Below are 22,499 nucleotides of genomic sequence, written 5' to 3'. Positions count from 1 at the left end.
TGTGCACAATTTTCTGATTTATTGTTTATCAGCCTGTCTACAGGTTGTTATAGTCCAGGCGTCCTGACCGATCGAACAGCTTTCGACGGACAGCGATAGAGGTGCCGTGAAGCCTCGCAAGCCCATGACCGTAAAACAACAAATGGCAGGCTTAACAATGACCGCAACCGAAAACAGGAGCGGCACCGCTCCGCAGGCGAACCAGGACCTCATCTATCAACTCGATGATCGCCCCGGCCCGCTACCCGCGACCTTCGCCGCCTTGCAGCACGTGCTGGCCAGCTTCGTCGGTATCATCACCCCCACCCTGATCGTCGGCAGCGCGCTTGGCCTCGATCAGTACGTTCCCTACCTCGTCAGCATGGCGCTGTTCGTCTCCGGTCTCGGTACCTTCGTCCAGGCCCGGCGCTTCGGTCCCATCGGCTCCGGACTGCTGTGCCTGCAGGGCACCAGCTTCGGCTTTCTCAGCGCCATCCTCAGCGCCGGCTTCATCGTCAAGGCGCGTGGCGGCACGCCGGAGGAGATCCTCGCCACGCTGTTCGGCGTGAGTTTCTGCGCCGCGTTCGTCGAGATCGCCTTCAGTCAGTGCATCAACAAGCTGCGCCGGGTGATCACGCCGGTGGTCACCGGCACCATCATCTGCCTGATGGGCCTTTCGCTGATCAAGGTGGCGATGACCGATATCGCCGGCGGCTACGGCGCCGATGACCTCGGCGCCCTGCCCAACCTGGCGCTGGCCGGCCTGGTGATCGGCATCATCGTGGTGCTCAACCGCTTTCCCTGGGCGATCCTGCGGCTGTCGGCGGTGATCATCGCGCTGACCGCGGGCTATCTGGTGGCCTGGTCCATGGGCAAGGTGGACTTCGCCGAGCTGGGCGAACTGCCGCTGCTCAGCGTGCCGCAACCGTTCCGCTTCGGTTTCGCATTCGACTGGATGGCCTTCATTCCGATCGCGGTGATCTTCCTCATCACCCCGCTGGAAACCGCCGGCGACCTGACCGCCAACTCGATGATCTCGCGTCAGCCGGTGCGTGGGCCGGTGTATCTGCGGCGGATCAAATCGGGAATCCTCGCCGATGGCTGCAGCTCGGCGGTCGCCGCGGTGTTCAACAGCCTGCCGATGACCACCTTCAGCCAGAACAACGGCGTCATCCAGCTCACCGGCGTCGCCAGCCGCTACGTTGGCTACTACATCGCCGCGGTCCTGGTACTGCTGGGTCTGTTCCCCTTCGTCGGCGGTGTGCTGCAGCTGATGCCCAAGCCGGTGCTCGGCGGCGCCACACTGATCATGTTCGGCACCGTGGCCATCGCCGGCATCAAGATCCTCGCCGAAGCCGGCCTGCATCGCCGCAACATGCTCATCGTGTCGATTTCCCTGGGTCTCGGCCTGGGTGTCGCCGGCGTGCCGGAAGTGCTGAGCGCGATGCCCGAGGTGTTGAAGAACATCTTCGGCTCGCCGATCACCATCGGCGCCTTCAGCGCCATCCTGCTCAACCTGTTCCTGCCGCGCGAACCGAGCGAAGTCGATGTATTCGACCCCGAGGAGCTGGTCGAGGATGCCGTCGGCACGAATACGCTGTCGGTGAATATTCCTGACTATTCGGCACGCAGGGATAACGCCACGACTTCCTGTGCGGGGCGATCCGTCTGATGGTCAGAATCACGCCATCGTGCGCTTCTCGCCACGCCAGTCTTGAAAGACAATGGCGCCCAAAAAAAGCCGTCACCCACTTCAAGGAAATCCACATGCAACTGAAGACCGCTCCCCTCGCCGTCGCGCTCGCCGGCAGCCTGCTGACCGCCCCGGCGATGGCCGAAGGTCTGCTCCACTGGCACAGCAACAGCCTGACCTACCTGTACGGCAAGGATTACAAGATCGATGCGCCGATCCAGCAGACTGTCACCTTCGAGCACGTCAACGGCTGGAAGTATGGCGATACGTTCCTGTTTCTCGACTCGATCCACTTCAACGGCAAGGGTAACGACAACGGCAACGACGACAGCACCTTCTACGGCGAATTCTCGCCGCGCCTGTCGTTCGGCAAGATCTTCCAGCGCGACCTGAGCTTCGGCCCGATCAAGGATGTGCTGGTCGCAATGACCTACGAGTTCGGCGAAGGCGATGTGGAAACCTACATGATCGGCCCGGGCTTCGATCTGGACGTGCCCGGCTTCGACTATGTCTCGGTGAACGTCTACCACCGCGACACTGACGGTGACCGCGTAGGCGACGGCACCTGGCAGGTCACCCCGGTGTGGGGCTACACCCTGCCGGTGGGCAACTCCGACATCCTCTTCGACGGCTTCATCGACTGGGTGGTCGACAACGACAGCAACTCCCGCGGTGAGGAATATCACGCCAACCTGCACATCAACCCGCAGATCAAGTACGACCTAGGCAAGGCGATGAACTGGGGCGAGAAGCAGCTCTACGTCGGTATCGAGTACGACTACTGGTCGGACAAGTACGGCATCGAGAATGGCGGCTTCGTCAGCGAAAACTTCGTTGGCAAAACCGACCAGAACACCTTCAGCGCTATCGTCAAAGCGCATTTCTGAGTGCTGTCGCGAAGGGGCTCCTCGCCCCTTCGCCTCTCCTCCGGCGCTTCGGTTGAGGGGCTTGCGACCAGGGTGCTAGCATGCGGGCGCTTGTTCGTATCGCCGGCAGCCAGCGAAAGGCCCCCATGTCCAGTATCCGTGAGCGCAACAAAGAGCTGATCCTCAAAGCCGCCAGCGAAGAATTCGCCGAAAAGGGCTTCGCCGCGACCAAGACCAGTGACATCGCCGCCCGCGCCGGACTGCCCAAGCCCAACGTCTACTACTACTTCAAGTCCAAGGAAAATCTCTACCGCGAGGTGCTGGAGAGCATCGTCGAACCCTTGCTCGAAGCCTCGGCGCCGTTCAACCAGCCAGGCCATCCGGCCGAGGTCCTGCGCGCCTATATCCGCACCAAGATCAGGATTTCCCGCGACCACGCCTGCGCCTCGAAGGTGTTCGCCAACGAGATCATGCACGGTGCTCCGCACCTGTCCCCGGAACGCACTGCGCAACTCAACGCCCAGGCCGCACACAACATCGCCTGCATCCAGCGCTGGATCGACGACGGCCTGATGGCGAAGGTCGATGCCAATCACCTGCTGTTCAGCATCTGGGCGGCGACCCAGACCTACGCCGATTTCGACTGGCAGATCAGCACCGTCACCGGCAAGAACCGCCTCGACGACGCCGACTACGATGCGGCGGCCGACACCATCATTCGCTTGGTACTCAAGGGTTGCGAAATCGCCGAGCCCACACAGGCCGACTGACCGGCGGAAACGAAAAACGCCAGCATGCGCTGGCGTTCTTCAAACCCTGACCGGCTGGCGAAGCATCAGCTCCGGGCGCGAGCCGCGTCGCGCAAAGCCTTCACCTGATCATGGTTGCTTTGTACGCCCTGGTACTGACGTTCGACCACGATCCGCACTTCGGCTGGCAGGTCTTTTTCCAGCGCCTTACGGTAGCTCTTAACCGCGACATCCTCACCACGCTCACACTCGTTGAGAATGGCCTCGTCGTCCTTGCCGGTGATCATCGACTTGAGGTCGACCCAGCGACGGTGCATGTCGGCAGCCACACTGGTGCTGGTCTCCGGATCGCCGCCCATGGAGCGAACCAGTTGCTGCAGCTCAGCGGCGGCCGTGGCGCAGTCGCGCGAACGCTGATTCATGGTGCTCTTGAGCTGCGGATCGCGCAGGTCTTCGGCGCATTCGAGGAAGCCCTTTTCGCCATCCTTGCTGGTTTCAATCAGGTCGTTGAGCACTGAAATCGTGTCTTTCGTATCCATCTTGTACCTCCTGACAAGTCGACTCGGAAAGGGCTGCATCGCTGCCGCCCGCGTTATAAAGTCGACTGCCCACGCACCATAAAGGTTCAGCGAAACCGCCCGAAGGCACCCTCCTGGCTCATCCCCCGGCAACGCCGGCTATGCCTGTCGGCTCATGGCGAGCCCGTGATGCAATGGCATCGGGCGACCGATCAGGTGGCCCTGCGCCTTGTTCACTTCAAGCCGCCGCAACATGGCCAGTTCCTCCTGGGTCTCAACCCCTTCGGCGACGACCTTGCAGCCGGTTTCCTCGGCGAAGCGGATCAACGCGGCGGCCAGCGCGCGGCAGCCGGTGTCGCTGTCGACATTGCGGATCAGGCTGCTGTCGAGCTTGATCACGTCCGGCTTGAGTTTGAGGATATGGCGGAAACTCGCGTAGCCGGCGCCGGCATCGTCAACCGCCAGCCGTAGCCCCTTGCTGCGCAGTGGTTCGAGCGCCTCGGCCAGCTGCGAGTAGTCCTGTACCGATGCGTGTTCGGTCACCTCGAGCATCAGCCGCGCCAGCGGTTGATCGGCGAGCACCGTGCCAAGCGCGCCAGCGAGGATGGTTTCCGGCGAAACATTGAGCGAAAGGTAGCTATCTGCCGGCAGCTGATCGAAGTCGTGCAGGGCCGCCTCGATCAGGGCGACCTCCAGCTCCTGCTGCAAGCCGACCAGCCCGGCCTCGGCGAACCACTTGTCCGGGCTGCGCACAGGCTCGTCGGTGAACCGCGCAAGCGCCTCGTGGCCAACGATGCGGTTTTCCACCAGATGCACGATGGGCTGATACACCACCGAATACGCGCGTTGCTCGAGCACCGAGCGAATGCGCGTGAGCGTCTCGGCATAGCGAATCTCATTGAGCGCATGGCGTTCCAGCAATCTGCCGGCGAAGTCGGCGAACAGCCGCAGCGTATTCAGATCTCGCTCGTTGAGGCTGTTGTCCGGCGTGGTACTAAAGCAACAGAAGGTGCCGTAGAGCCGACCATCGCTGAAGCGCAGCGGAACACTGAGGTGCGCACCTACCGGCAAGGCTTTGGTCACCGGCATGGCCAACGCCTCCGGTAGAGTCGCCGCGTTCTGAATCAGCTCGGGCAAGCGCCCGTCGAGCACGCGTTGACAGTAACTGTCGTCCAGAGGATCGCACGCCCCGACCTCGAGCTGCAGGGGTACGAAATTGCCGTCCAGGTAGCGAAAAATCCGGCTGCCGCCGCGAAACTCGCTGATGAACGCGACATCCATCCCCAGATGCGTGCGCACGGCATGCAGGGTTTCGACGAGCATCTCGCTCAATGAAAGGTTGGCGCTCTCCAGGCGACGCAGAATGGAGAGCGGATCATCGGCCATCCCGAGTTGATCGACCTGATCCTGCTGTATGTCATCAGACATGGAGTCCCTCCCCGTTTGCTGGCTGCCATTGCTGCCGTATGAATACCGTCGACAGCGAGCCGCTGGAGCCCGCGATGTCGTTTGCCGATTGCCCGGATACTAGTCGCGACCGTCGATCTGCCGATGTCTCAGCGACGATTGGCACAAGGCCTTGCAGAACCGGCCGCGTCGCACGTTGCCGCATCGTTCGAGCCCCGCCTCGCACCGCCTGCCTCTAGCTGCTCGCCCCCGTCTTGCCACGCTTGCTCGACTTCGCCGGCTCGGCCGCCGCGCCCGCGTCACCTTTCAGGGTTATCCAGGTAGGCGCATGGTCACTGGCATGCTCCTGGTCGCGTACCCAGCGATCGACGCCGGCATCCTGCAGCCGCGGCCCAAGGTCCGGGCTGAGCAGCAGATGGTCGATGCGCAGCCCGGAGTTCTTCTGCCAGTGCTGGCGAAAGTAGTCCCAGAAGGTGTAGATGCGCTCGTCGGGGTACCTGGCGCGCAACGCGTCGGTCCAGCCCTGCGCCAGCAGGCGCTCGAAACATTCGCGGCTTTCCGGCTGCAGCAGCGCGTCCTTCTTCCAGGAGCGCGGGTTGTAGATGTCCTCGTCGGTCGGCACCACGTTGTAGTCGCCGGCCAGCACCACCGGGTGGCCGCTGGCGAGCAGGCCGGCGGCGTGCTCAATGAAGCGCTCGAACCAGGCCAGCTTGTAATCGAATTTCGGCCCCGGCTGCGGGTTGCCATTGGGCAGGTAGAGGCAGGCAACGATCACGCCTTGCACGGCCGCTTCCAGATAGCGGCTGTGGCTGTCATCGGGATCGCCCGGTAGCCCGCGGCGGATCTCCAGCGGCTCGCAATCGCGGGCCAGAATCGCCACCCCGTTCCAGGACTTCTGCCCATGCCAGATGGCGCTATAGCCGGCCGCGCGGATGTCATCGATGGGAAAATCGGCGTCCTGCGCCTTGAGCTCCTGCAGGCAGACCACATCGGGCTGCTCGCGCGCCAGCCATTCGAGCAGATTGGCCCGACGTGCACGGATGCCATTGATGTTGTAGGTAGCGATTTTCAGACTATCCACAAGCGCGTCTCTCACAGGCGGTTATATCCACCTTAGCTGTGACAGCGCAGTGCGGCGTCCCGATCCGGTGCCAATGATCGGAATCAGGCCGGCGTTTCGGCGAAACGCAGGGTGAATTCGGTCACCCCGGCGTCGCTGCGAACACTCACCTCGCTGCCATGCAGCTGCATGATCGAGCGCACGATGGCCAACCCCAGGCCGCCGGTATCGCCCGGCTCGGCGCGCGATGGGTCGCAGCGGTAGAAGCGATCGAACAGCCGCGGCAGATGCTCGGGCGGGATCGGAGGTCCCAGATTGATCACGCTGACCGACCGCCAACCTACTCCTGAGCCACTGACGATGCGCACCGGGCTGTCACTGGCGCCGTAGCGCAACGCATTGGCCAGCAGGTTCGCCAGCGCCCGGCGGATCATCTCAGGGTCACCGACCAGCTCACCCTCGGTTTCGTCGAGCAGCTGAATGCCGCGCTCTTCGGCGACGCCTTCGAAGTAGTCGCACAGCTGCTCGACCAGTGCCGGCAATGCAAAGCGCTGCCGCTCGATGGCCGCAGCCGGCTGCTCGGCACGGGCGAGGAACAGCATGCTGTCGATCATCCGCGCCAGACGCTCGTACTCCTCCTGATTCGACACCAGCAGCGCGTGATAGGCCTCGGAATCGCGGTCCTTGTGCAACAGCTGCTGGGTCTGCCCCATGAGATTGCCCAGTGGTGTGCGCATCTCGTGGGCAAGGTCTTCGCTGAAGCGCGACAGGCGCGCGAAGCCCTGTTCCAAGCGATTGAGCATCTGGTTCAGCGCGGCACGCAGCGGCTCCAGTTCGCTGGGCATCGCCGATTCGTCTAGGCGCAGGTGCGGGTGCTGCACGTCGATCGCCAAGGCCTGTCGGGTCAGGTGACGCACCGGACGCAAGGCGCGCCGACTGATCAGCCAGCCAAGCACTGACGCCAGCAGCGCGCCGAGGCTCAACGCCCACCACAGTTTTACACGGTAGGCGGCGAGCATCTGCTCACGCTCAGCGAGCATGCGCCCGGCGACCAGCGTCAGCCCCGCCTCGCCCGGCAGGCGCCGCCAGGCCAGCCGCGCTCCATCTGTATCGGTCAGCTCCGCTGCAGCGCTGGCCGGCAATGTCGGAATGGACAGCCGCGCCGGGTTGATCTCGATCAGCGCGCGCCCCTGAGCATCGAGCAGCCAGAGCAGGCTGTCGCGATTACCCAGCATGTTTTCGTAAAGCTGGGGACGCTGCCGAAGCGCCTCGACGCTGGCGCTGTCCTCGAGCAGGGCCTGCATGCGCTCCAGCCGACCGAGCAGTGCCTGATCGTCACGCCAACTGATTTCCCGGTCCAGCGAGCGGTACAGATAGAGGCCGATGGCACCGAGCAGCACCACCGCCACCAGGGCGAAAGCGATGGCCAGGCGCAGGCTGAGCGAGCGCGGCAACAGCCTCACGATGCTGTCTCCAGCACGTAACCCATACCGCGCACGGTGTGGATGAGCTTGAGCGGATAGGGATCGTCGACCTTTGCGCGCAGGCGGCGGATCGCCACGTCGACCACGTTGGTGTCGCTGTCGAAATTCATCTGCCAGACCTGCGAGGCGATCTGCGCGCGGGACAGCACCTCGCCCTGGCGACTGAGCAACAGATGCAGCAAGGCAAACTCTTTGTTGGTCAGGCTGATGCGCTCGCCCTGGCGAGTAACGCGGCGGCGCAGCAGGTCCAGCTCCAGATCGGCGATGTGAAAGCGTTCGACCTCGCGCGGCGGCCCGCGGCGCAGCAGGGTGCGTACCCGAGCCAGCAGCTCGGCGTAGGAGAACGGTTTGACCAGATAGTCGTCTGCGCCCAGCTCCAACCCGCGCACACGGTCTTCCACCGCATCGCGCGCCGTCAGGAACAGCACCGGCGTATGCGTCGAACGCTTGCGCACCACCTGCACCAGCTGCCAACCATCGAGTCCCGGCAGCATGACGTCGAGGATCACCAGGTCGAACGGCTCCTCCTCGATCAGGTGTTTGCCGTCGACGCCGTTGCGCGCGACCTCCACACGGTAGCCTGACTCCTCCAAACCACGCTTGAGGTAATCGGCCGTCTTGGCCTCGTCCTCCACCACAAGAATTCGCATCGGATCACCTCGCTGATGGCGCATAGGTTATGGGAGTCGCCGCACTGCGACCCATTACAAAAGCGTAATGCGCAGGCAACGGTTCTGACGGGCAGGCATCGGCACCATGCGCCCCGAAGCTCAGCCACCCAAGGAAACCGATATGCGTACCGCAGCCACACTGTCATTGCTGACGCTGGCATTACTTACCCCGGCCCTAAGCGCCAACGCCGCCACGCCAGCACCGATCACCCAACAGAACGTCTCGCTGGCCCTGGCCGACGGCCTGATCCAGGCCACGCTGGATCAGTGCCACGCGGAAAACCGCACGGCAGTGGTTGCGGTGGTGGATCGCGGCGGCAACCTCGTGGCCCTGCGCCGCGACGACAACGTCGGCCCGCACAACACCCTTGCGGCGCAGCGCAAGGCCTACACCGCGCTGTCGAGCAAGACCCCGACCCGTCTGTTCGCTGAACGCGCCGCCGCGACGCCGGATGCCGCCAACCTCAATACGCTGGATGAATTGTTGCTTCTCGGCGGTGGCGTGCCGCTGAAGGTCGGCGACGAGGTGATCGGTGCCATCGGCGTGGCCGGTGCCGGCGGTGCCAAGAACGACGAGGCCTGCGCCATGGCCGCCATCGAAAAACTGCTGCCCTCCCCCCACTGAAGAAAAGGAAAACCCCATGAAAGCACTACGTTCAATCGCCGCCGGCTTGATGCTCAGCGGCCTGTCCGGTCTCACCCTGGCCGCCGGCAATCCGCTCAGTGTGCATGTGCTCAATCTGGAAAGCGGCCTGCCGTCACCGGATGTGCGCGTCACACTGGAACAACGTCAGGGTGACACCTGGAAATCACTCAACAGCGGCGAGACCAACGCTCAAGGTCGGGTCACCGCGTTATACCCCGAAGGCAAGGCGCTGGAGAAAGGCACCTACCGCGTCACCTTCATGACTGGCGACTGGTTCGCCACGCAGAAGGCCAGCACCTTTTTCCCCGAAGTTCCAGTGATCTTCGAAGCCGATGGCAGCGTCGAGCACTACCACATCCCCCTGCTGCTGAGCCCCTACGGCTTCTCCACCTACCGCGGCAACTGAGCCGCTCAGCGCACCTCCCAATAGCCCGGTGCGTTGTAGATGTCCTTCAGGTAATCGATGAAGAATCGCACCTTGGCCGGCAGATAGCGCTGCTGCGGGTACACCGCCTGGATGTCGTAGGCCGGCAGCGCGTACTCGTCGAGTACCGTGACCAGCTCGCCGCGCTTGAGCTCGGCCTGGATCTCCCAGGTCGAGCGCCAGCCGATGCCCAGGCCCTGCTTGACCCAGTCGAACAGCAGCTCACCGTCATTGCAGTCCAGATTGCCAGCCACGCGGATCGCCACCTGTCTGCCGTCGCGCAGGAAGGTCCAGCCACGCTGCTGCCCGCCCTGCAGGTTGAAGGCCAGGCAGTTGTGCTGCGTCAGCTCTTCCAATGCCGTCGGCGTGCCATGGCGGGCGAAGTACTCCGGCGAGCCGCATACCACCCGCCTGTTCGGAAACAGCCGCACCGCCACATAGTTGGGGTCGGTCACCTCGCCGATGCGAATGCCCATGTCGTAACCGTGGCGCACCAGGTCGACCACGCTGTCGGTGAAGTTGAACGACAGCTGCAGGTCCGGATAGCGCGCCTGGAACGCAGGTGCGTGCGGGCCGATATGTCGCCGGCCGAATGCCGCCGGCGCCGATACCACCAGATGGCCACGCACCGAAGTGCGGTCGTGGCTGATGCTGGCATCCACCTCATCGAAATCCTTCAGCAGCCCGCGGGCGCGCTCCAGATACTGCTCACCCAGATCGGTCAATGACAGCCCGCGCGTCGAGCGGTGCATCAGCTTCACACCCAGATGCCGCTCCAGCGCATCCAGCCGCCGGCCCATCACCACCGGGGTGACGTTCTCCTTGTGCGCAGCCGCGGCGAAGCTGCCGCAGTCGGCCACCAGCACGAAGCTGCGCAGGGTCGTATAGCGATCCATTCGATACTCCTGATATCGACAGAACTGAAGTCTCGACCAATTCCGCCAGCGAATCCAGGGCGGCATGCTTGAGCCACGTAGAAAAACTATCGAATAAGAGGTGTGATCCATGGCCCGCATGAGAGCAATCGACGCCGCCGTCGCGGTATTGCGCAAGGAAGGCATCGACACCGCCTTCGGCATCCCCGGTGCCGCGATCAACCCGCTGTATTCCGCCCTGCGTGCCGACGGCAGCATCCGCCACATTCTGGCCCGCCATGTCGAAGGCGCCTCGCACATGGCCGAGGGATATACCCGCACCAAGGCCGGCAACATCGGCGTGTGCATCGGCACCTCGGGTCCGGCCGGTACCGACATGATCACCGGTCTCTACTCCGCCTGGGCCGACTCCATTCCGATTCTCTGCATCACCGGCCAGGCACCGCGTGCTCGGCTCTATAAAGAAGATTTCCAGGCCGTGGATATCGAGTCCATCGCCAAGCCGGTGACCAAGTGGGCCGTGACCGTGCGTGAGCCGGCGTTGGTGCCGCGCGTATTCCAGCAGGCCTTCCACGTGATGCGTTCGGGCCGTCCGGGGCCGGTACTGATCGACCTGCCGTTTGACGTGCAGATGGCCGAGATCGAATTCGACGTCGAGACCTACGAACCGCTCTCCGTCTACAAGCCGGCCGCCACCCGCAAGCAGATCGAGAAAGCCATCGACATGCTCTGCGCCGCCGAGCGCCCGCTGATCGTCGCCGGCGGCGGCATCTATAACGCCGGTGCCGAAGCGCTGCTGGTGGAATTCACCGAGACCGTCGGCGTGCCAGTGATCCCGACGCTGATGGGCTGGGGCTCGATTCCCGATGACCATCCGCTGATGGCCGGCATGTGCGGCCTGCAGACCAGCCACCGCTACGGCAACGCGACCATGCTGGAATCCGACTTCGTGCTCGGCATCGGCAACCGCTGGGCCAACCGCCACACCGGCTCGGTGGAAACCTATACCAAGGGCCGCACCTTCGTTCACGTCGACATCGAGCCGACCCAGATAGGCCGGGTGTTCGCGCCGGACTACGGCATCGTCTCCGACGCCCGCGCCGCACTCGAGTTGTTTGTCGAGGTAGCCAAGGAGCGCAAGGCCGCAGGTCGTCTGCCGGATCGTCGCGCCTGGGCCGCCGACTGCCTGGAGCGCAAGCGCACCATGCTGCGCAAGACCAACTTCGACAGCGTGCCGATGAAGCCGCAGCGGGTGTACCAGTGCATGAACAACGCCTTCGGCAAGGACACCTGCTACGTCAGCACCATCGGCCTGTCGCAGATCGCTGCCGCGCAGTTCCTGCACGTCTACCAGCCGCGCCATTGGATCAACTGCGGCCAGGCCGGCCCGCTCGGCTGGACCATTCCGGCAGCGCTCGGTGTGGTTGCCGCCGATCCGGCGCGCAAGGTGGTGGCGCTTTCGGGCGACTATGACTTCCAGTTCATGATCGAGGAGCTGGCGGTGGGCGCGCAGTTCAAGCTGCCCTACATCCACATCCTGGTGAACAACGCCTACCTCGGGCTGATCCGCCAGTCGCAGCGCGGTTTCGAGATGGATTACTGCGTGCAGCTCGGCTTCGAGAACATCAATGCCGACCAGAGCGGCATGGAAGGCTACGGCGTCGATCACGTCGCGGTGGTCGAGGGGCTGGGCTGCAAAGCACTGCGCGTGTTCAAGCAGGAAGACCTGCGCCCGGCCATCGAACAGGCGCAGGCCTGGATGGCCGAGCATCAGGTGCCGGTGGTGATCGAGGTGATCCTCGAACGGGTGACCAACATCGCCATGGGCACCGAGATCGACGCCATCAACGAGTTCGAGGCGCTGGCCGAAGGCCGAGAAGACGCGCCGACGGCGGTTGGATTGCTGGATTAGGCATCACCCACACGCGTGGAAAACGCTTCGCGGTTTTCCACCCTACGCCAGTGCAGTGCAGTGCAACCGTAGGGTGGATGTCGCGAAGCACATCCACCGCAAACGCAACACCCCGGATGGCTGCGCGCCGCGCAACCACCATGAGTATCACCGGATTGTCCCTACAGACAAAAAAGGAGAACCCCATGCCCCGCTTTGCCGCCAATCTGTCCATGCTGTTCACCGAGGTCGATTTCCTTGACCGTTTTGCCGCCGCTGCCGAAGCCGGCTTTACCGGCGTCGAATACCTGTTCCCCTACGACCACCCGGCCGAGGAGATCAAGGCCCGGCTGGACGCCAACCAGCTGACCCAGGTGCTGTTCAACCTGCCGGCCGGCGACTGGGCTGGTGGCGAGCGCGGCATCGCCATCCTGCCGGAGCGGGTCGAGGAATTTCGCGCCGGCGTGGACCAGGCCATCGCCTACGCCAAGGTGCTGGGCAACACCCAGGTCAACTGCCTGGCCGGCATTGCCCCGCGTGGCGCCGACCTCGGCCAGCTGGAAATCACCTTTATCGAAAACCTGCGCTACGCCGCGCAGAAGCTCGAGGAAGCCGGCATTCGCCTGGTGATGGAGATGATCAACACCCGCGACATCCCGCGCTTTTTCCTCAACAACACCTCCCAGGCGCAGGAGATTCGCGGCAAGGTCGGTCACGCCAACCTGTTCCTGCAGTACGACATCTACCACATGCAGATCATGGAGGGAGACCTGGCGCGGACCATCGAGAACAACCTGGCGGCCATCAACCATATCCAGCTGGCGGACAACCCCGGTCGCAACGAGCCGGGCACCGGCGAGATCAACTATCGCTTCCTGTTCGAGCATCTGGATCGCATCGGCTACCAGGGCTGGGTCGGCTGCGAGTACAAGCCGGCCACCAGTACCGCCGAAGGCCTCACCTGGCTGAAGACACACAACGCCATCTGACCCGAACAGAATTTGAGGAGAAACGACCATGGCTAAGATCGGATTTATCGGCACCGGGATCATGGGCAAGCCCATGGCAAGCAACCTGCAGAACGCAGGCCATCAATTGTTCCTTTCCGAACATCATGACAAGGCACCCGCCGACCTGGTGCAGGCCGGCGCCATCGCCCTGGCCACCCCGCAGGAAGTCGCGCAGGAGGCCGAGTTCATCATCGTCATGGTGCCGGATACGCCGCAGGTCGAGGACGTGCTGTTCCGCGACCAGGGCATCGCCGCTGGCGTCGGCCCGGGCAAGGTGGTGATCGACATGAGTTCGATCTCCCCCAGCGCCACCAAGCAGTTCGCAGAGAAGATCAAGGCGAGCGGCGCCGAGTACCTCGACGCCCCGGTATCCGGCGGTGAGGTCGGCGCCAAGGCCGGCAGCCTGTCGATCATGGTCGGCGGCAGCGAAGCGGCCTTCGAGCGCGCCCTGCCGCTGTTCCAGGCGATGGGCAAGAACATCACCCGCGTCGGCGAGAACGGCGACGGCCAGACCGCCAAGGTGGCCAACCAGATCATCGTCGCGCTGAACATTCAGGCGGTCGCTGAGGCCCTGCTGTTCGCCGCGAAGAACGGCGCCGACCCGGCCAAGGTGCGCGAGGCGCTAATGGGCGGCTTTGCCGGCTCGAAGATTCTCGAAGTGCACGGCGAGCGCATGATCAAGGGCACCTTCGATCCGGGCTTCCGCATCAGCCTGCACCAGAAGGACCTCAACCTCGCCCTGGCCGGTGCCCGCGAGCTGGGCCTCAACCTGCCCAACACCGCCAACGCCCAGCAGGTGTTCAGCACCTGCGCAGCCATCGGCGGCAGCGGCTGGGACCACTCGGCACTGATCAAGGGCCTGGAGCACATGGCCAATTTCTCGATCCGCAAGGAGTAAAGCCTTCGAGCGCACTGAGTCGGGCCTGCGCCCCCATCTTCAGGGACAGACAGACCAGGTGGTGGGGTCAGCGCAACGCTCGGCACCAGTGATGCTCAAAGGGTTGGTGTGCAGGTACGCGGGGTCGGAATCATCGCGTCTCCCCCACGACCAGGGCCCCGCGCGCCTAAACGCCAACCGCCGTCTGCGGACGGCACCTTTTCGATTCGCCCGGCACAAGGAGTCACGGCCCGACTGCCGGGCGGGTCGATTTCAACCCTTAGCGCTTGCATTGCCGAGCCCTAAGGTCTGCAATCGGCCTCTGCAACAAGACCCAAGGAGCCAGAGATGCCCATCGATCCCCAAGCCCTGCTGCGCCAGCTGTTCGATAGCGCCATCGAGGCCGCCCATCCGCGCCATGTGCTCGCCGACCATCTGCCCGAAGACCGCAGCGGCCGAGCCATCGTCATCGGCGCCGGCAAGGCGGCTGCGGCCATGGCCGAAGCCATTGAGCAGGTCTGGGAAGGCGAGCTGTCCGGCCTGGTGGTGACCCGCTACGAACATCACGCCGACTGCCGCCGCATCGAGGTGGTGGAGGCCGCGCACCCGGTCCCGGACGATGCCGGCGAGCGCGTCGCACGCCGCGTACTGGAGCTGGTCAGCAACCTCGAGGAAAGCGACCGGGTGATCTTCCTGCTTTCCGGCGGCGGTTCCTCGCTGTTGGCACTGCCAGCCGAGGGCATCTCTCTGGCCGACAAGCAGGCGATCAACAAGGCGCTGCTGCGTTCCGGCGCGCACATCGGCGAGATGAACTGCGTGCGCAAGCATCTCTCGGCGATCAAGGGCGGCCGCCTGGCCAGGGCCTGCTGGCCGGCGAGCGTATACACCTATGCGATTTCCGACGTGCCCGGCGACGAAGCCACGGTGATCGCCTCCGGCCCGACCGTCGCCGATCCGACCACATCGGCGCAGGCACTGGAGATCCTCGAGCGCTACCACATCGAGGTGCCGGCCAACGTGCGCGCCTGGCTCAAGGACCCGCGCTCGGAAACCCTCAAGCCGGGCGACCCGATGCTCTCGCGCAGCCACTTCCAGCTGATCGCCACGCCGCAGCAGTCGCTCGATGCGGCAGCCGAAGTAGCCCGTTCCGCCGGTATCACCCCGTTGATCCTCGGCGACCTGGAAGGCGAAGCGCGTGAGGTGGCCAAGGTGCATGCCGGCATTGCCCGCCAAGTGGTGCTGCACGGCCAGCCGATCGCCGCGCCCTGCGTAATTCTCTCCGGCGGCGAGACCACGGTGACTGTGCGCGGCAACGGCCGTGGCGGACGCAACGCCGAATTCCTGCTTGCCCTCACCGAAAGCCTGCAAGGCCTGCCCGGCGTTTACGCCCTGGCCGGCGACACCGATGGCATCGACGGTTCCGAGGACAACGCCGGCGCACTGATGACCCCGGACAGCTTCGCCCGCGCCGAAGCACAGGGCCTGCGTGCCGCCGATGCGCTGGCCAACAACGACGGCTATGGCTACTTCGCCGCGCTGGACAGCCTGATCGTTACCGGTCCGACGCGTACCAACGTCAACGATTTCCGCGCCATCCTGATTCTGCCGCCCTCGGCCTAGACCGAGGACGCTCACCTGCCAGCGAGCCCGCCATGAAACCCGACAAGAAGGTCAAGATACTTGCCACCCTCGGCCCCACCACCCGCAGCATCGATGATGTACGGGCGCTGGTCGCGGCAGGGGTCAACCTGTTCCGCCTGAACTTCAGCCATGGCGAGCACGCCGACCATGCCGAACGCTTCGCCTGGATTCGCGAGGTGGAACGTGAGTTGAACCAACCGATCGGCATCCTCATGGACCTGCAAGGGCCCAAGCTCAGGGTCGGCCGCTTCGCCGAGGGCAAGGTGCGGCTGGATCGCGATCAGGCCTTCCGTCTGGATCTGGACCCGACGCCGGGCGACAACCGACGCGTGAACCTGCCGCACCCGGAGATCATCGCCGCGCTGGAGCCGGGCATGCAGCTGCTGATCGACGATGGCCGCCTGCGTCTGACGGTCACCGCGCGCCACAGCGATGCCATCGACACCCGCGTGGTCGCCGGCGGCGGGCTGTCCGACCGCAAGGGCGTCAACGTGCCGGAAGCAGTGCTGGAGCTTAGCCCGCTGACCGAGAAGGATCGCCGCGACCTGACGTTCGGCCTTGAGCTGGGCGTGGATTGGGTGGCCCTGTCCTTCGTCCAGCGCCCACAGGACATACACGAGGCGCGCAAGCTGATCGGTGAGCGCGCCTTCCTCATGGCCAAGATCGAGAAACCTTCAGCGGTGCAGCACCTGCGCGAGATCGCGCGGCTGTCCGACGCAATCATGGTCGCGCGTGGCGACCTCGGCGTGGAGGTGCCGCCGGAGAATGTGCCACGCATTCAGAAGAACATCGTGCGCATCTGCCGCCAGCTCGGCCGCCCGGTGGTGGTGGCGACGCAGATGCTCGAATCCATGCGCTTCGCCCCGGCGCCGACGCGCGCCGAGGTCACCGACGTGGCCAACGCGGTCGCCGAGGGTGCAGACGAGGTGATGCTGTCGGCGGAAACCGCTTCGGGCGACTACCCGCTGGAAGCGGTGAGCATGATGAGCAAGATCATCCGCCAGGTCGAAGGCGGCCCAGACTTCCAGGCCCAACTCGACGTGCACCGACCAAACGCGGAGGCCACCCTGCCGGATGCCATCAGCTGCGCGATCCGCCGCATCAGTGGCATCCTGCCGATTGCGGTGCTGGTCAATTACACCGAATCAGGCCGCTCCAGCCTGCGAGCCTCGCGCGAGCGCCCGGCCACGCCGATCCTAAGCCTGACGCCGAGCACCGCCACCGCGCGCAAGCTCACGGTGGCCTGGGGCGTGTATTCGGTGGTGGATGCACCGATGCGCGATATGGAGCAGGTCAGCAGCCACGCCCTCGAGCTGGCGCGCGCCCAGGGCATGGCCGGCAGTGGTGACACGGTGCTGATCACCGCTGGCGTGCCGCTCGGCCAACCTGGCACCACCAACACGCTGCGTATCGAAGTCCTCGACTAGGTTGGCAGCCCACCCAGCGCACAATGGCCAAGCTGTCAGCCCCTGGTCTCCAGCGGGTTCTGCTCCTGCGGGTAGCGATGCTCCTCCTCGATGCTGCCGTCGTCGCCGTGGACGTTCACCAGCGCAGTACGCAGCTTCATGTAGTCGCGCGTCTCATCGAGAATGTCCTGTCGATTCCCGGCTTCGAGCAACGCGCGCTGATCGCCTTCTTCGCGTAACACCCAGCGGTCATCTTCGTGAGTGATGTGATAGATCTCCATGGCCCTCTCTCCTGCTGTTGAATGAAATATCGCGGATCGCCCCTGGTAAGAAAGCTGCCAGCGGGCGAGGTTCGATCGTCACCGCCAAGGTGATTTCGACCATTAAAGGTCCATATCACCATGGAAAGCCAAGGTTCTTTTTACCTCGCACATCCTGCAAACCTTGATTCAAGTCAATTTTCGACCTGGAACGATTGTTGAAAGCCTCTATGGCAGAACGTTTCGTGTTCGCCCCGCGAATACAGGACGACTTTCCCATCAGAGGAGTTAGCAATGCTTTGCGCTGAACAGACTGCCCTTATCAAAGCCACCGTGCCGCTGCTGGAAAGCGGCGGCGAGGCCTTGACCACCCATTTCTACAACCTGCTGCTCAGTGAACATCCCGAAGTGCGCCCGCTGTTCAATCAGGCCCACCAGGCCAGCGGAGAACAGCCGCGTGCACTGGCCAACGGCGTGCTGATGTATGCCAAACACATCGACCGGCTCGACGCCCTCGGCCCGCTGGTCGCTCAGATCATCAACAAGCATGTCGCGCTGCAGGTACTGCCCGAGCATTACCCGCTGGTTGGCTCCTGCCTGCTGCGGGCGATCCGCGAAGTGCTCGGCGACGAGATCGCTACCGACGCCGTGATCGACGCCTGGGGCGCCGCCTACCAGCAACTCGCCAACATCCTTATCGGTCAGGAGGAGAATCTCTACCAGACCAAGGCCGAGGCGGATGGAGGCTGGCGGGGGGCGCGGCGTTTTCGCATTGCGCGCAAGACCGTCGAAAGCGCAGAGATCACCTCCTTTCACCTGCAGCCGGAAGATGGCGGCGCGTTGATGGACTTTCTGCCCGGCCAGTACATCGGCCTGCGCCTGGAGGTCGACGGCCAGGAGGTGCGCCGCAACTACTCGCTGTCCGCCGCCAGCAATGGCAGCGAATACCGCATCAGCGTCAAGCGCGAGCCCGGCGGCGTCGCCTCAAACGCGCTGCATGCCATGCCCGAAGGTGCCGTGCTGGAGCTGTTCGCGCCGGCTGGCGAGTTCACCCTCGAACCGGGCGACAAGCCCCTGGTGCTGATCAGCGGCGGCGTCGGTATCACGCCTACCCTGGCGATGCTGGAACAGGCTCTGGCCAGCGCACGACCAGTGCACTTCATCCACTGCGCGCGCAATGCCGGCGTGCATGCGTTCCGCCGCAGCGTGGACGCGCTGGCCGAGCGTCACGCCCAGCTCAAGCGTTTCTACTGCTATGAGGAGCACGACGGCGCAGATGCCGCGCCGGATGCCGTTGGCCGCCTGACCGAGCAACAGCTTGGCAGGTGGCTACCGGAAGACCGCGACGTGGACGCCTATTTCCTCGGGCCGAAACCCTTCATGGCTGCCGTCCGCCGTCAGCTGAAGTCACTCGGTGTGCCGGAACAGCAAACCCGCTACGAGTTCTTCGGTCCCGCTTCGGCACTCGATTGATCCATTCGGAGGCTCGCCCGGCGCGAGCCTCTCCCCGAAGGAGATTCAGTCATGCTTTATCACTCAGCTTCTCCACAACGCTTGATGGGCGCCGCAAATGCGCTGATGGTCGCAGGCATACTGCTCCTGCTGCTGGGCATCAGCGGCGCCTACCTGTTCGATCGACATCTGGCGATGGGCAGCATCATCGCGGCCCATGCGCTGGTCATCCTCGGCCCCACGGCGCTGAAGATCGGCTACGTGATGCGCCTTCTGGCCGAGCGCAAGACGAAACTTGCGGCCTGAGGCGCGGTTGGATAATTCCGCTCTCGGATAATCGTAATTCGTTCCTGCAACTTTGCCGCTTCGCCTGTAATTTCAGTCCGCCATAGTCATACGCAACATGGGGAAAACCATTCGTCTACACTTTTGAATTCACCGAAACTCTTGTCTGAAGTCTTCCTCTGACACTGTGAGGCTGATTGATCTCTCTCTTTCAGCCGTTTGTGAACGTGTCTATCCAATTGAGGAGAAAAACACATGGCAAATAGTAATCCTGGCAACTTCGCCAACGATCGAGAGAAAGCTTCCGAGGCCGGCCGCAAGGGTGGTCACAACAGCGGCGGCAACTTCGCCAACGACCGCGAGAAGGCCTCCGAGGCCGGCCGCAAGGGTGGCCAGAACAGCCACGGCGGTGGCCGCAGCAGCTAAAAGCTGAAGAAATGAAGAAGGGCAGGCGCCGTACGGCCCTGCCCTTCTTCATTTCTTCATTCAATCCGTTAAGCGAATAATCAAAAACGACATCGCAAAAGTAATGTGATATTGCTATCCGATCGATATATAGCCGGCAGAATTATATTTATAAGCCTTTTGCGCAAAGCGACGGCCAAGCAGAAGCTGATATCTGCGGTTATTTTATTCATTCCTAACTTATAACGATGACCTGCATCCCTTGCCGTTTGTCGATATCATCGACAGGCATTTCAAGCTGGAGCGGTCGATGAACAGCAGCGCCTTTTCCGAACGAATCGTCCAGAGCCTGCTGGATACCGATTTCTACAAGCTCACCATGATGCAGGCGGTGCTGCATCACTATCCGAACGCGGAGGTGGAGTGGGCATTCCGCAGCCGCTCCGGTGAGGACCTGACGCCCTACCTCGACGAGATCCGCCAGCAGATCGAGGCGCTTGCCGAGCTGCAGATGACAACCGAGGAGCTGGCCTACCTCGAGCGCATCCCCTACATGCAGCCCGACTTCATCCGCTTCCTCGGTTTGTTCCGTTTCGATCTGCGTTATCTGCAGGTGAGCATCGAGAACGGCGAGCTGGTGATGCACCTGCGCGGCCCCTGGCTCCATGTGATCCTGTTCGAAGTGCCGCTGCTGGCCATCGTCAGCGAGGTGCGCAACCGCGCGCGCTACCCGGCGGTGACGCTGGCCCAGGCGCGCGACCGACTGGATGAGAAGCTGCACTGGCTACGCAGCCAGGCCAGCAGCGACGAACTGGCCAGCTTCACCCTGGCGGATTTCGGCACACGCCGTCGTTTCTCCTTTGCCGTACAGGCGATGGTGGTGGACCGACTGCAATGCGATTTTCCCGGCCGGTTCGCCGGCACCAGCAATGTGCATCTGGCACGCACGCGGAATGTGAAGCCGATGGGCACCATGGCCCATGAGTGGATCATGGCGCACCAGCAACTCGGCCCGCGGCTGATCGACAGCCAGGTTGCGGCGCTGGACTGCTGGGTTCGCGAATATCGTGGGGCATTGGGCATCGCGCTCACCGACTGCATCACCATGGATGCTTTCCTGCGCGATTTCGATCTGTACTTCGCCAAGCTGTTCGACGGCCTGCGTCATGACTCTGGCGACCCTCTGCTGTGGGCAGAGAAGGCCATCGCGCATTACCAGCGCCTGGGTATCGATCCGAAAACCCGCCAGCTGATCTTCTCCGATGGCCTGGACCTGGCCAGAGCGCTGGAACTCCATCGCGCGTTGATCGGGCGCAGCAATCCGAGTTTCGGCATCGGCACCGGACTGACCTGCGACATCCCGGGCGTGGAGCCGACCAACATGGTCATCAAGATGACCGCCTGCAATGGTCAGCCGGTGGCAAAAATCTCCGACTCGCCGGGCAAGACCATGTGCCGCGACGAGGCATTCGTCAGCTACATGCGACACGTCTTCGGCTTGGCCAATGGCTGACGACTAGCCTCCCACGGCGAATGCCTGGGGCGGCTGCACAGCCTCCGGCTCCATGGCGCAGAGGCGATTGCGCCCGCTCGTCTTGGCGCAGTACATGCGCTTATCCGCCAGCTCCAGCAGGTCACGGTAGTCCGCGACCTGATCGCAACGGCGTTCGGCCAGCCCGATGCTCGCCGTCAGCGGCGCACCGTCCGGCCGCACGCCGAGGCCCTGGCCAATGATGCGCTCGAGCGCCATGTGCGCCTGCTGCATGTCGGTCTCCGGCATGATCAGCAGGAACTCTTCGCCGCCCCAGCGCAGCAGGCTGTCGGAGCCACGCAGCGTCGCCACCAGACGCCTGGCCGCCTCGCGCAGTACCTGATCGCCGGATTCGTGGCCATGGTTGTCGTTGATCGACTTGAAGTGGTCGAGGTCGATGAATGCCAGCGCCAGCGGACCATTCTTGCGCTGTGCGCTGTCCCACTGCAGCCGGAGGATCTCCTCGCCGCTGCCGCGGGAGAAGACCCCGGTGAGCGGGTCCCGGATGGCCTGGCGCACCAGCGCGAACATGAACGCCAGCTGGCTCATGCTGGCCAGGCTGGCGACGCCGGCGATCAGGATCAGCAGCCAGAAGGCACCGGCGAACGACGGCCAGTTCAGCGTCGCCCAGCTGAGATAGCCAGCCAGCGCCTGGGCCAGCAACAACAGGCTGGACAGCACCAGATTCTCCACCAGGGTCAGGGGAAAGATGGTCAGCCCGGCCATCAGCACGAACGGCAGAAAGGCGTAGCCGGCGCCGACCACGGCGGAGAACTGCGCCAGTTGATAGCTGCCGAGCAAGGTGTGCGAGGCGATGTAGAAGATCGTCGGGATGGCGAACAGGATTGCGATCGCCCGATAGGCATCGAGCAGATTGCCGCTTGGACGGTAGAACAGCAGCAGGCAGGTGAACGCCAGGCACGCCATCATCCGAAAACCGGCCAGCGCCGCCCACAGCCTGGGCTCGAACACCATCAGATCAATCAGACTCCACAGCGGGGTGAGCACTGCGAACAGAAAGGCGAACAGGCGAACGCGGTTGACAATCAGGGTCGCGCGGCGCTGGCAGAGCAGCAGTGGATGGCGTCGCGGGCTCAGCAGATGGCGAAGCTCGCTGGGCTTGAGCTCGCTGGGCAGCAACGAGCTCAGGCGACTGCGCAGCAGGTCGAGAATCGATGGCATTTATTATTGTGCTCCCAGGCAGGGAAGGTTCTTTACACAGCGGACGGCTCCGGTTGCCGCTCGCTGCTTTTCAATATCCGTCTCAACGCATCACCGTTCGGCGGCGCATTGGGCGTCCACAGAAGCGCAAGCGCGGCGAATGGTATCAGTTGGCCATCAAAAACCCTTGAGCCAGGACAATGAAATC

Annotated in this window: 22 protein-coding genes; 14 read left to right on the top strand and 8 right to left on the bottom strand. The window is 63.6% G+C overall.

The window, feature by feature from the left end:
- Window positions 1-157: 157 nt before the first annotated feature.
- The 3 genes from CW305_RS02090 (at window position 158) to CW305_RS02080 (ending at window position 3,308) form a co-directional block, all read left to right on the top strand.
- Complete coding sequence (locus CW305_RS02090) at window positions 158-1,651, top strand: uracil-xanthine permease family protein (RefSeq protein ID WP_181003985.1); 1,494 nt, start codon at window positions 158-160, stop codon at window positions 1,649-1,651.
- A 95-nt stretch (window positions 1,652-1,746) separates the two neighbouring features.
- Window positions 1,747-2,559, top strand: a complete 813-nt coding sequence (locus tag CW305_RS02085) for an outer membrane protein OmpK (protein ID WP_103457726.1) — start codon at window positions 1,747-1,749, stop codon at window positions 2,557-2,559.
- A gap of 125 nt (window positions 2,560-2,684) precedes the next feature.
- Entirely contained in the window at window positions 2,685-3,308 is a 624-nt protein-coding gene (locus CW305_RS02080) for a TetR/AcrR family transcriptional regulator (RefSeq protein WP_103457817.1), read from the top strand.
- Window positions 3,309-3,373: 65 nt separating this feature from the next.
- On the opposite strand, the gene CW305_RS02075 is transcribed toward CW305_RS02080, so the two are convergent.
- The 5 genes from CW305_RS02075 to CW305_RS02055 all read right to left on the bottom strand — a co-directional run bounded on the left by CW305_RS02075 (window position 3,374) and on the right by CW305_RS02055 (window position 8,406).
- The gene (locus CW305_RS02075) at window positions 3,374-3,826 is read right to left on the bottom strand and encodes a PA2169 family four-helix-bundle protein (protein ID WP_104096984.1); all 453 of its coding nucleotides are present in this window, start codon (window positions 3,824-3,826) and stop codon (window positions 3,374-3,376) included.
- Between the two features lie 138 nt (window positions 3,827-3,964).
- Window positions 3,965-5,233, bottom strand: coding sequence for a sensor domain-containing phosphodiesterase (locus CW305_RS02070; protein WP_104096983.1), 1,269 nt, complete (start codon window positions 5,231-5,233; stop codon window positions 3,965-3,967).
- A gap of 214 nt (window positions 5,234-5,447) precedes the next feature.
- Window positions 5,448-6,293, bottom strand: a complete 846-nt coding sequence (gene xth, locus CW305_RS02065; RefSeq protein WP_104096982.1) for an exodeoxyribonuclease III — start codon at window positions 6,291-6,293, stop codon at window positions 5,448-5,450.
- 83 nt (window positions 6,294-6,376) lie between these two features.
- On the bottom strand, window positions 6,377-7,735 hold the full coding sequence (locus CW305_RS02060; protein ID WP_104096981.1) for a heavy metal sensor histidine kinase: 1,359 nt from the start codon (window positions 7,733-7,735) through the stop codon (window positions 6,377-6,379).
- A complete protein-coding gene (locus tag CW305_RS02055; RefSeq protein ID WP_058065212.1) occupies window positions 7,732-8,406 on the bottom strand; it encodes a heavy metal response regulator transcription factor in 675 nt (224 codons plus the stop codon). The genes CW305_RS02060 and CW305_RS02055 overlap by 4 nt, the downstream gene beginning before the upstream one ends.
- Window positions 8,407-8,548: 142 nt before the next feature.
- On the opposite strand from CW305_RS02055, the gene CW305_RS02050 reads away from it, so the two are divergent.
- Both CW305_RS02050 and uraH read left to right on the top strand, forming a co-directional pair.
- Window positions 8,549-9,052, top strand: coding sequence for a GlcG/HbpS family heme-binding protein (locus CW305_RS02050; protein WP_104096980.1), 504 nt, complete (start codon window positions 8,549-8,551; stop codon window positions 9,050-9,052).
- Between the two features lie 16 nt (window positions 9,053-9,068).
- Entirely contained in the window at window positions 9,069-9,479 is a 411-nt protein-coding gene (gene uraH / locus CW305_RS02045; protein ID WP_104096979.1) for a hydroxyisourate hydrolase, read from the top strand.
- A gap of 5 nt (window positions 9,480-9,484) precedes the next feature.
- On the opposite strand, the gene CW305_RS02040 is transcribed toward uraH, so the two are convergent.
- The gene (locus CW305_RS02040; RefSeq protein ID WP_014819402.1) at window positions 9,485-10,393 is read right to left on the bottom strand and encodes a LysR family transcriptional regulator; all 909 of its coding nucleotides are present in this window, start codon (window positions 10,391-10,393) and stop codon (window positions 9,485-9,487) included.
- 109 nt (window positions 10,394-10,502) lie between these two features.
- Between CW305_RS02040 and gcl the strand changes: the two genes are divergently transcribed.
- The 5 genes from gcl to pyk all read left to right on the top strand — a co-directional run bounded on the left by gcl (window position 10,503) and on the right by pyk (window position 17,218).
- The gene (gene gcl, locus CW305_RS02035) at window positions 10,503-12,284 is read left to right on the top strand and encodes a glyoxylate carboligase (RefSeq protein WP_104096978.1); all 1,782 of its coding nucleotides are present in this window, start codon (window positions 10,503-10,505) and stop codon (window positions 12,282-12,284) included.
- Window positions 12,285-12,469: 185 nt separating this feature from the next.
- Entirely contained in the window at window positions 12,470-13,252 is a 783-nt protein-coding gene (gene hyi / locus CW305_RS02030) for a hydroxypyruvate isomerase (protein ID WP_104096977.1), read from the top strand.
- Window positions 13,253-13,280: 28 nt separating this feature from the next.
- Entirely contained in the window at window positions 13,281-14,171 is an 891-nt protein-coding gene (locus tag CW305_RS02025) for a 2-hydroxy-3-oxopropionate reductase (protein ID WP_104096976.1), read from the top strand.
- A 327-nt stretch (window positions 14,172-14,498) separates the two neighbouring features.
- Entirely contained in the window at window positions 14,499-15,770 is a 1,272-nt protein-coding gene (locus CW305_RS02020) for a glycerate kinase type-2 family protein (protein WP_104096975.1), read from the top strand.
- 32 nt (window positions 15,771-15,802) lie between these two features.
- Entirely contained in the window at window positions 15,803-17,218 is a 1,416-nt protein-coding gene (pyk, locus tag CW305_RS02015; protein ID WP_104096974.1) for a pyruvate kinase, read from the top strand.
- A 35-nt stretch (window positions 17,219-17,253) separates the two neighbouring features.
- Here pyk and CW305_RS02010 read toward each other — a convergent pair whose 3' ends face one another.
- A complete protein-coding gene (locus tag CW305_RS02010; RefSeq protein WP_014819396.1) occupies window positions 17,254-17,478 on the bottom strand; it encodes a DUF2188 domain-containing protein in 225 nt (74 codons plus the stop codon).
- A gap of 273 nt (window positions 17,479-17,751) precedes the next feature.
- Here CW305_RS02010 and hmpA point away from each other — a divergent pair, with 273 nt between their 5' ends.
- The 4 genes from hmpA to pncB all read left to right on the top strand — a co-directional run bounded on the left by hmpA (window position 17,752) and on the right by pncB (window position 21,112).
- A complete protein-coding gene (hmpA, locus tag CW305_RS02005) occupies window positions 17,752-18,930 on the top strand; it encodes an NO-inducible flavohemoprotein (protein ID WP_014819395.1) in 1,179 nt (392 codons plus the stop codon).
- Window positions 18,931-18,981: 51 nt separating this feature from the next.
- Entirely contained in the window at window positions 18,982-19,215 is a 234-nt protein-coding gene (locus CW305_RS02000) for a hypothetical protein (protein ID WP_014819394.1), read from the top strand.
- 234 nt (window positions 19,216-19,449) lie between these two features.
- Window positions 19,450-19,620: a con-10 family general stress protein gene (locus CW305_RS01995; RefSeq protein ID WP_003299895.1), complete on the top strand. Its 171-nt coding sequence runs from the start codon at window positions 19,450-19,452 to the stop codon at window positions 19,618-19,620.
- 289 nt (window positions 19,621-19,909) lie between these two features.
- Window positions 19,910-21,112, top strand: coding sequence for a nicotinate phosphoribosyltransferase (pncB, locus tag CW305_RS01990; protein ID WP_104096973.1), 1,203 nt, complete (start codon window positions 19,910-19,912; stop codon window positions 21,110-21,112).
- 3 nt (window positions 21,113-21,115) lie between these two features.
- Here pncB and CW305_RS01985 read toward each other — a convergent pair whose 3' ends face one another.
- Window positions 21,116-22,312 carry a GGDEF domain-containing protein gene (locus CW305_RS01985; protein ID WP_104096972.1) on the bottom strand — a complete coding sequence of 399 codons (1,197 nt, stop codon included), beginning with the start codon at window positions 22,310-22,312 and terminating at the stop codon, window positions 21,116-21,118.
- Window positions 22,313-22,499 lie beyond the last annotated feature (187 nt).

The sequence above is a fragment of the Stutzerimonas kunmingensis genome, assembly GCF_002929225.1.
Lineage (GTDB): Bacteria > Pseudomonadota > Gammaproteobacteria > Pseudomonadales > Pseudomonadaceae > Stutzerimonas.
This window is presented reverse-complemented; position numbering and strand designations above follow the sequence as displayed.

Bases quoted from the DNA above. Each gene is read 5' to 3' on its own strand.
- CW305_RS02000 (WP_014819394.1), top strand. From the start codon at position 18,982: ATGCTTTATCACTCAGCTTCTCCACAACGCTTGATGGGCGCCGCAAAT.
- hmpA (WP_014819395.1), top strand. From the start codon at position 17,752: ATGCTTTGCGCTGAACAGACTGCCCTTATCAAAGCCACCGTGCCGCTG.
- pncB (WP_104096973.1), top strand. From the start codon at position 19,910: ATGAACAGCAGCGCCTTTTCCGAACGAATCGTCCAGAGCCTGCTGGAT.
- CW305_RS01995 (WP_003299895.1), top strand. From the start codon at position 19,450: ATGGCAAATAGTAATCCTGGCAACTTCGCCAACGATCGAGAGAAAGCT.
- CW305_RS02080 (WP_103457817.1), top strand. From the start codon at position 2,685: ATGTCCAGTATCCGTGAGCGCAACAAAGAGCTGATCCTCAAAGCCGCC.
- hyi (WP_104096977.1), top strand. From the start codon at position 12,470: ATGCCCCGCTTTGCCGCCAATCTGTCCATGCTGTTCACCGAGGTCGAT.
- CW305_RS02040 (WP_014819402.1), bottom strand. From the start codon at position 10,393: ATGGATCGCTATACGACCCTGCGCAGCTTCGTGCTGGTGGCCGACTGC.
- CW305_RS01985 (WP_104096972.1), bottom strand. From the start codon at position 22,312: ATGCCATCGATTCTCGACCTGCTGCGCAGTCGCCTGAGCTCGTTGCTG.
- pyk (WP_104096974.1), top strand. From the start codon at position 15,803: ATGAAACCCGACAAGAAGGTCAAGATACTTGCCACCCTCGGCCCCACC.
- CW305_RS02020 (WP_104096975.1), top strand. From the start codon at position 14,499: ATGCCCATCGATCCCCAAGCCCTGCTGCGCCAGCTGTTCGATAGCGCC.
- CW305_RS02070 (WP_104096983.1), bottom strand. From the start codon at position 5,233: ATGTCTGATGACATACAGCAGGATCAGGTCGATCAACTCGGGATGGCC.
- CW305_RS02085 (WP_103457726.1), top strand. From the start codon at position 1,747: ATGCAACTGAAGACCGCTCCCCTCGCCGTCGCGCTCGCCGGCAGCCTG.
- CW305_RS02025 (WP_104096976.1), top strand. From the start codon at position 13,281: ATGGCTAAGATCGGATTTATCGGCACCGGGATCATGGGCAAGCCCATG.
- CW305_RS02075 (WP_104096984.1), bottom strand. From the start codon at position 3,826: ATGGATACGAAAGACACGATTTCAGTGCTCAACGACCTGATTGAAACC.
- uraH (WP_104096979.1), top strand. From the start codon at position 9,069: ATGAAAGCACTACGTTCAATCGCCGCCGGCTTGATGCTCAGCGGCCTG.
- CW305_RS02055 (WP_058065212.1), bottom strand. From the start codon at position 8,406: ATGCGAATTCTTGTGGTGGAGGACGAGGCCAAGACGGCCGATTACCTC.
- CW305_RS02050 (WP_104096980.1), top strand. From the start codon at position 8,549: ATGCGTACCGCAGCCACACTGTCATTGCTGACGCTGGCATTACTTACC.
- CW305_RS02090 (WP_181003985.1), top strand. From the start codon at position 158: ATGACCGCAACCGAAAACAGGAGCGGCACCGCTCCGCAGGCGAACCAG.
- CW305_RS02010 (WP_014819396.1), bottom strand. From the start codon at position 17,478: ATGGAGATCTATCACATCACTCACGAAGATGACCGCTGGGTGTTACGC.
- gcl (WP_104096978.1), top strand. From the start codon at position 10,503: ATGGCCCGCATGAGAGCAATCGACGCCGCCGTCGCGGTATTGCGCAAG.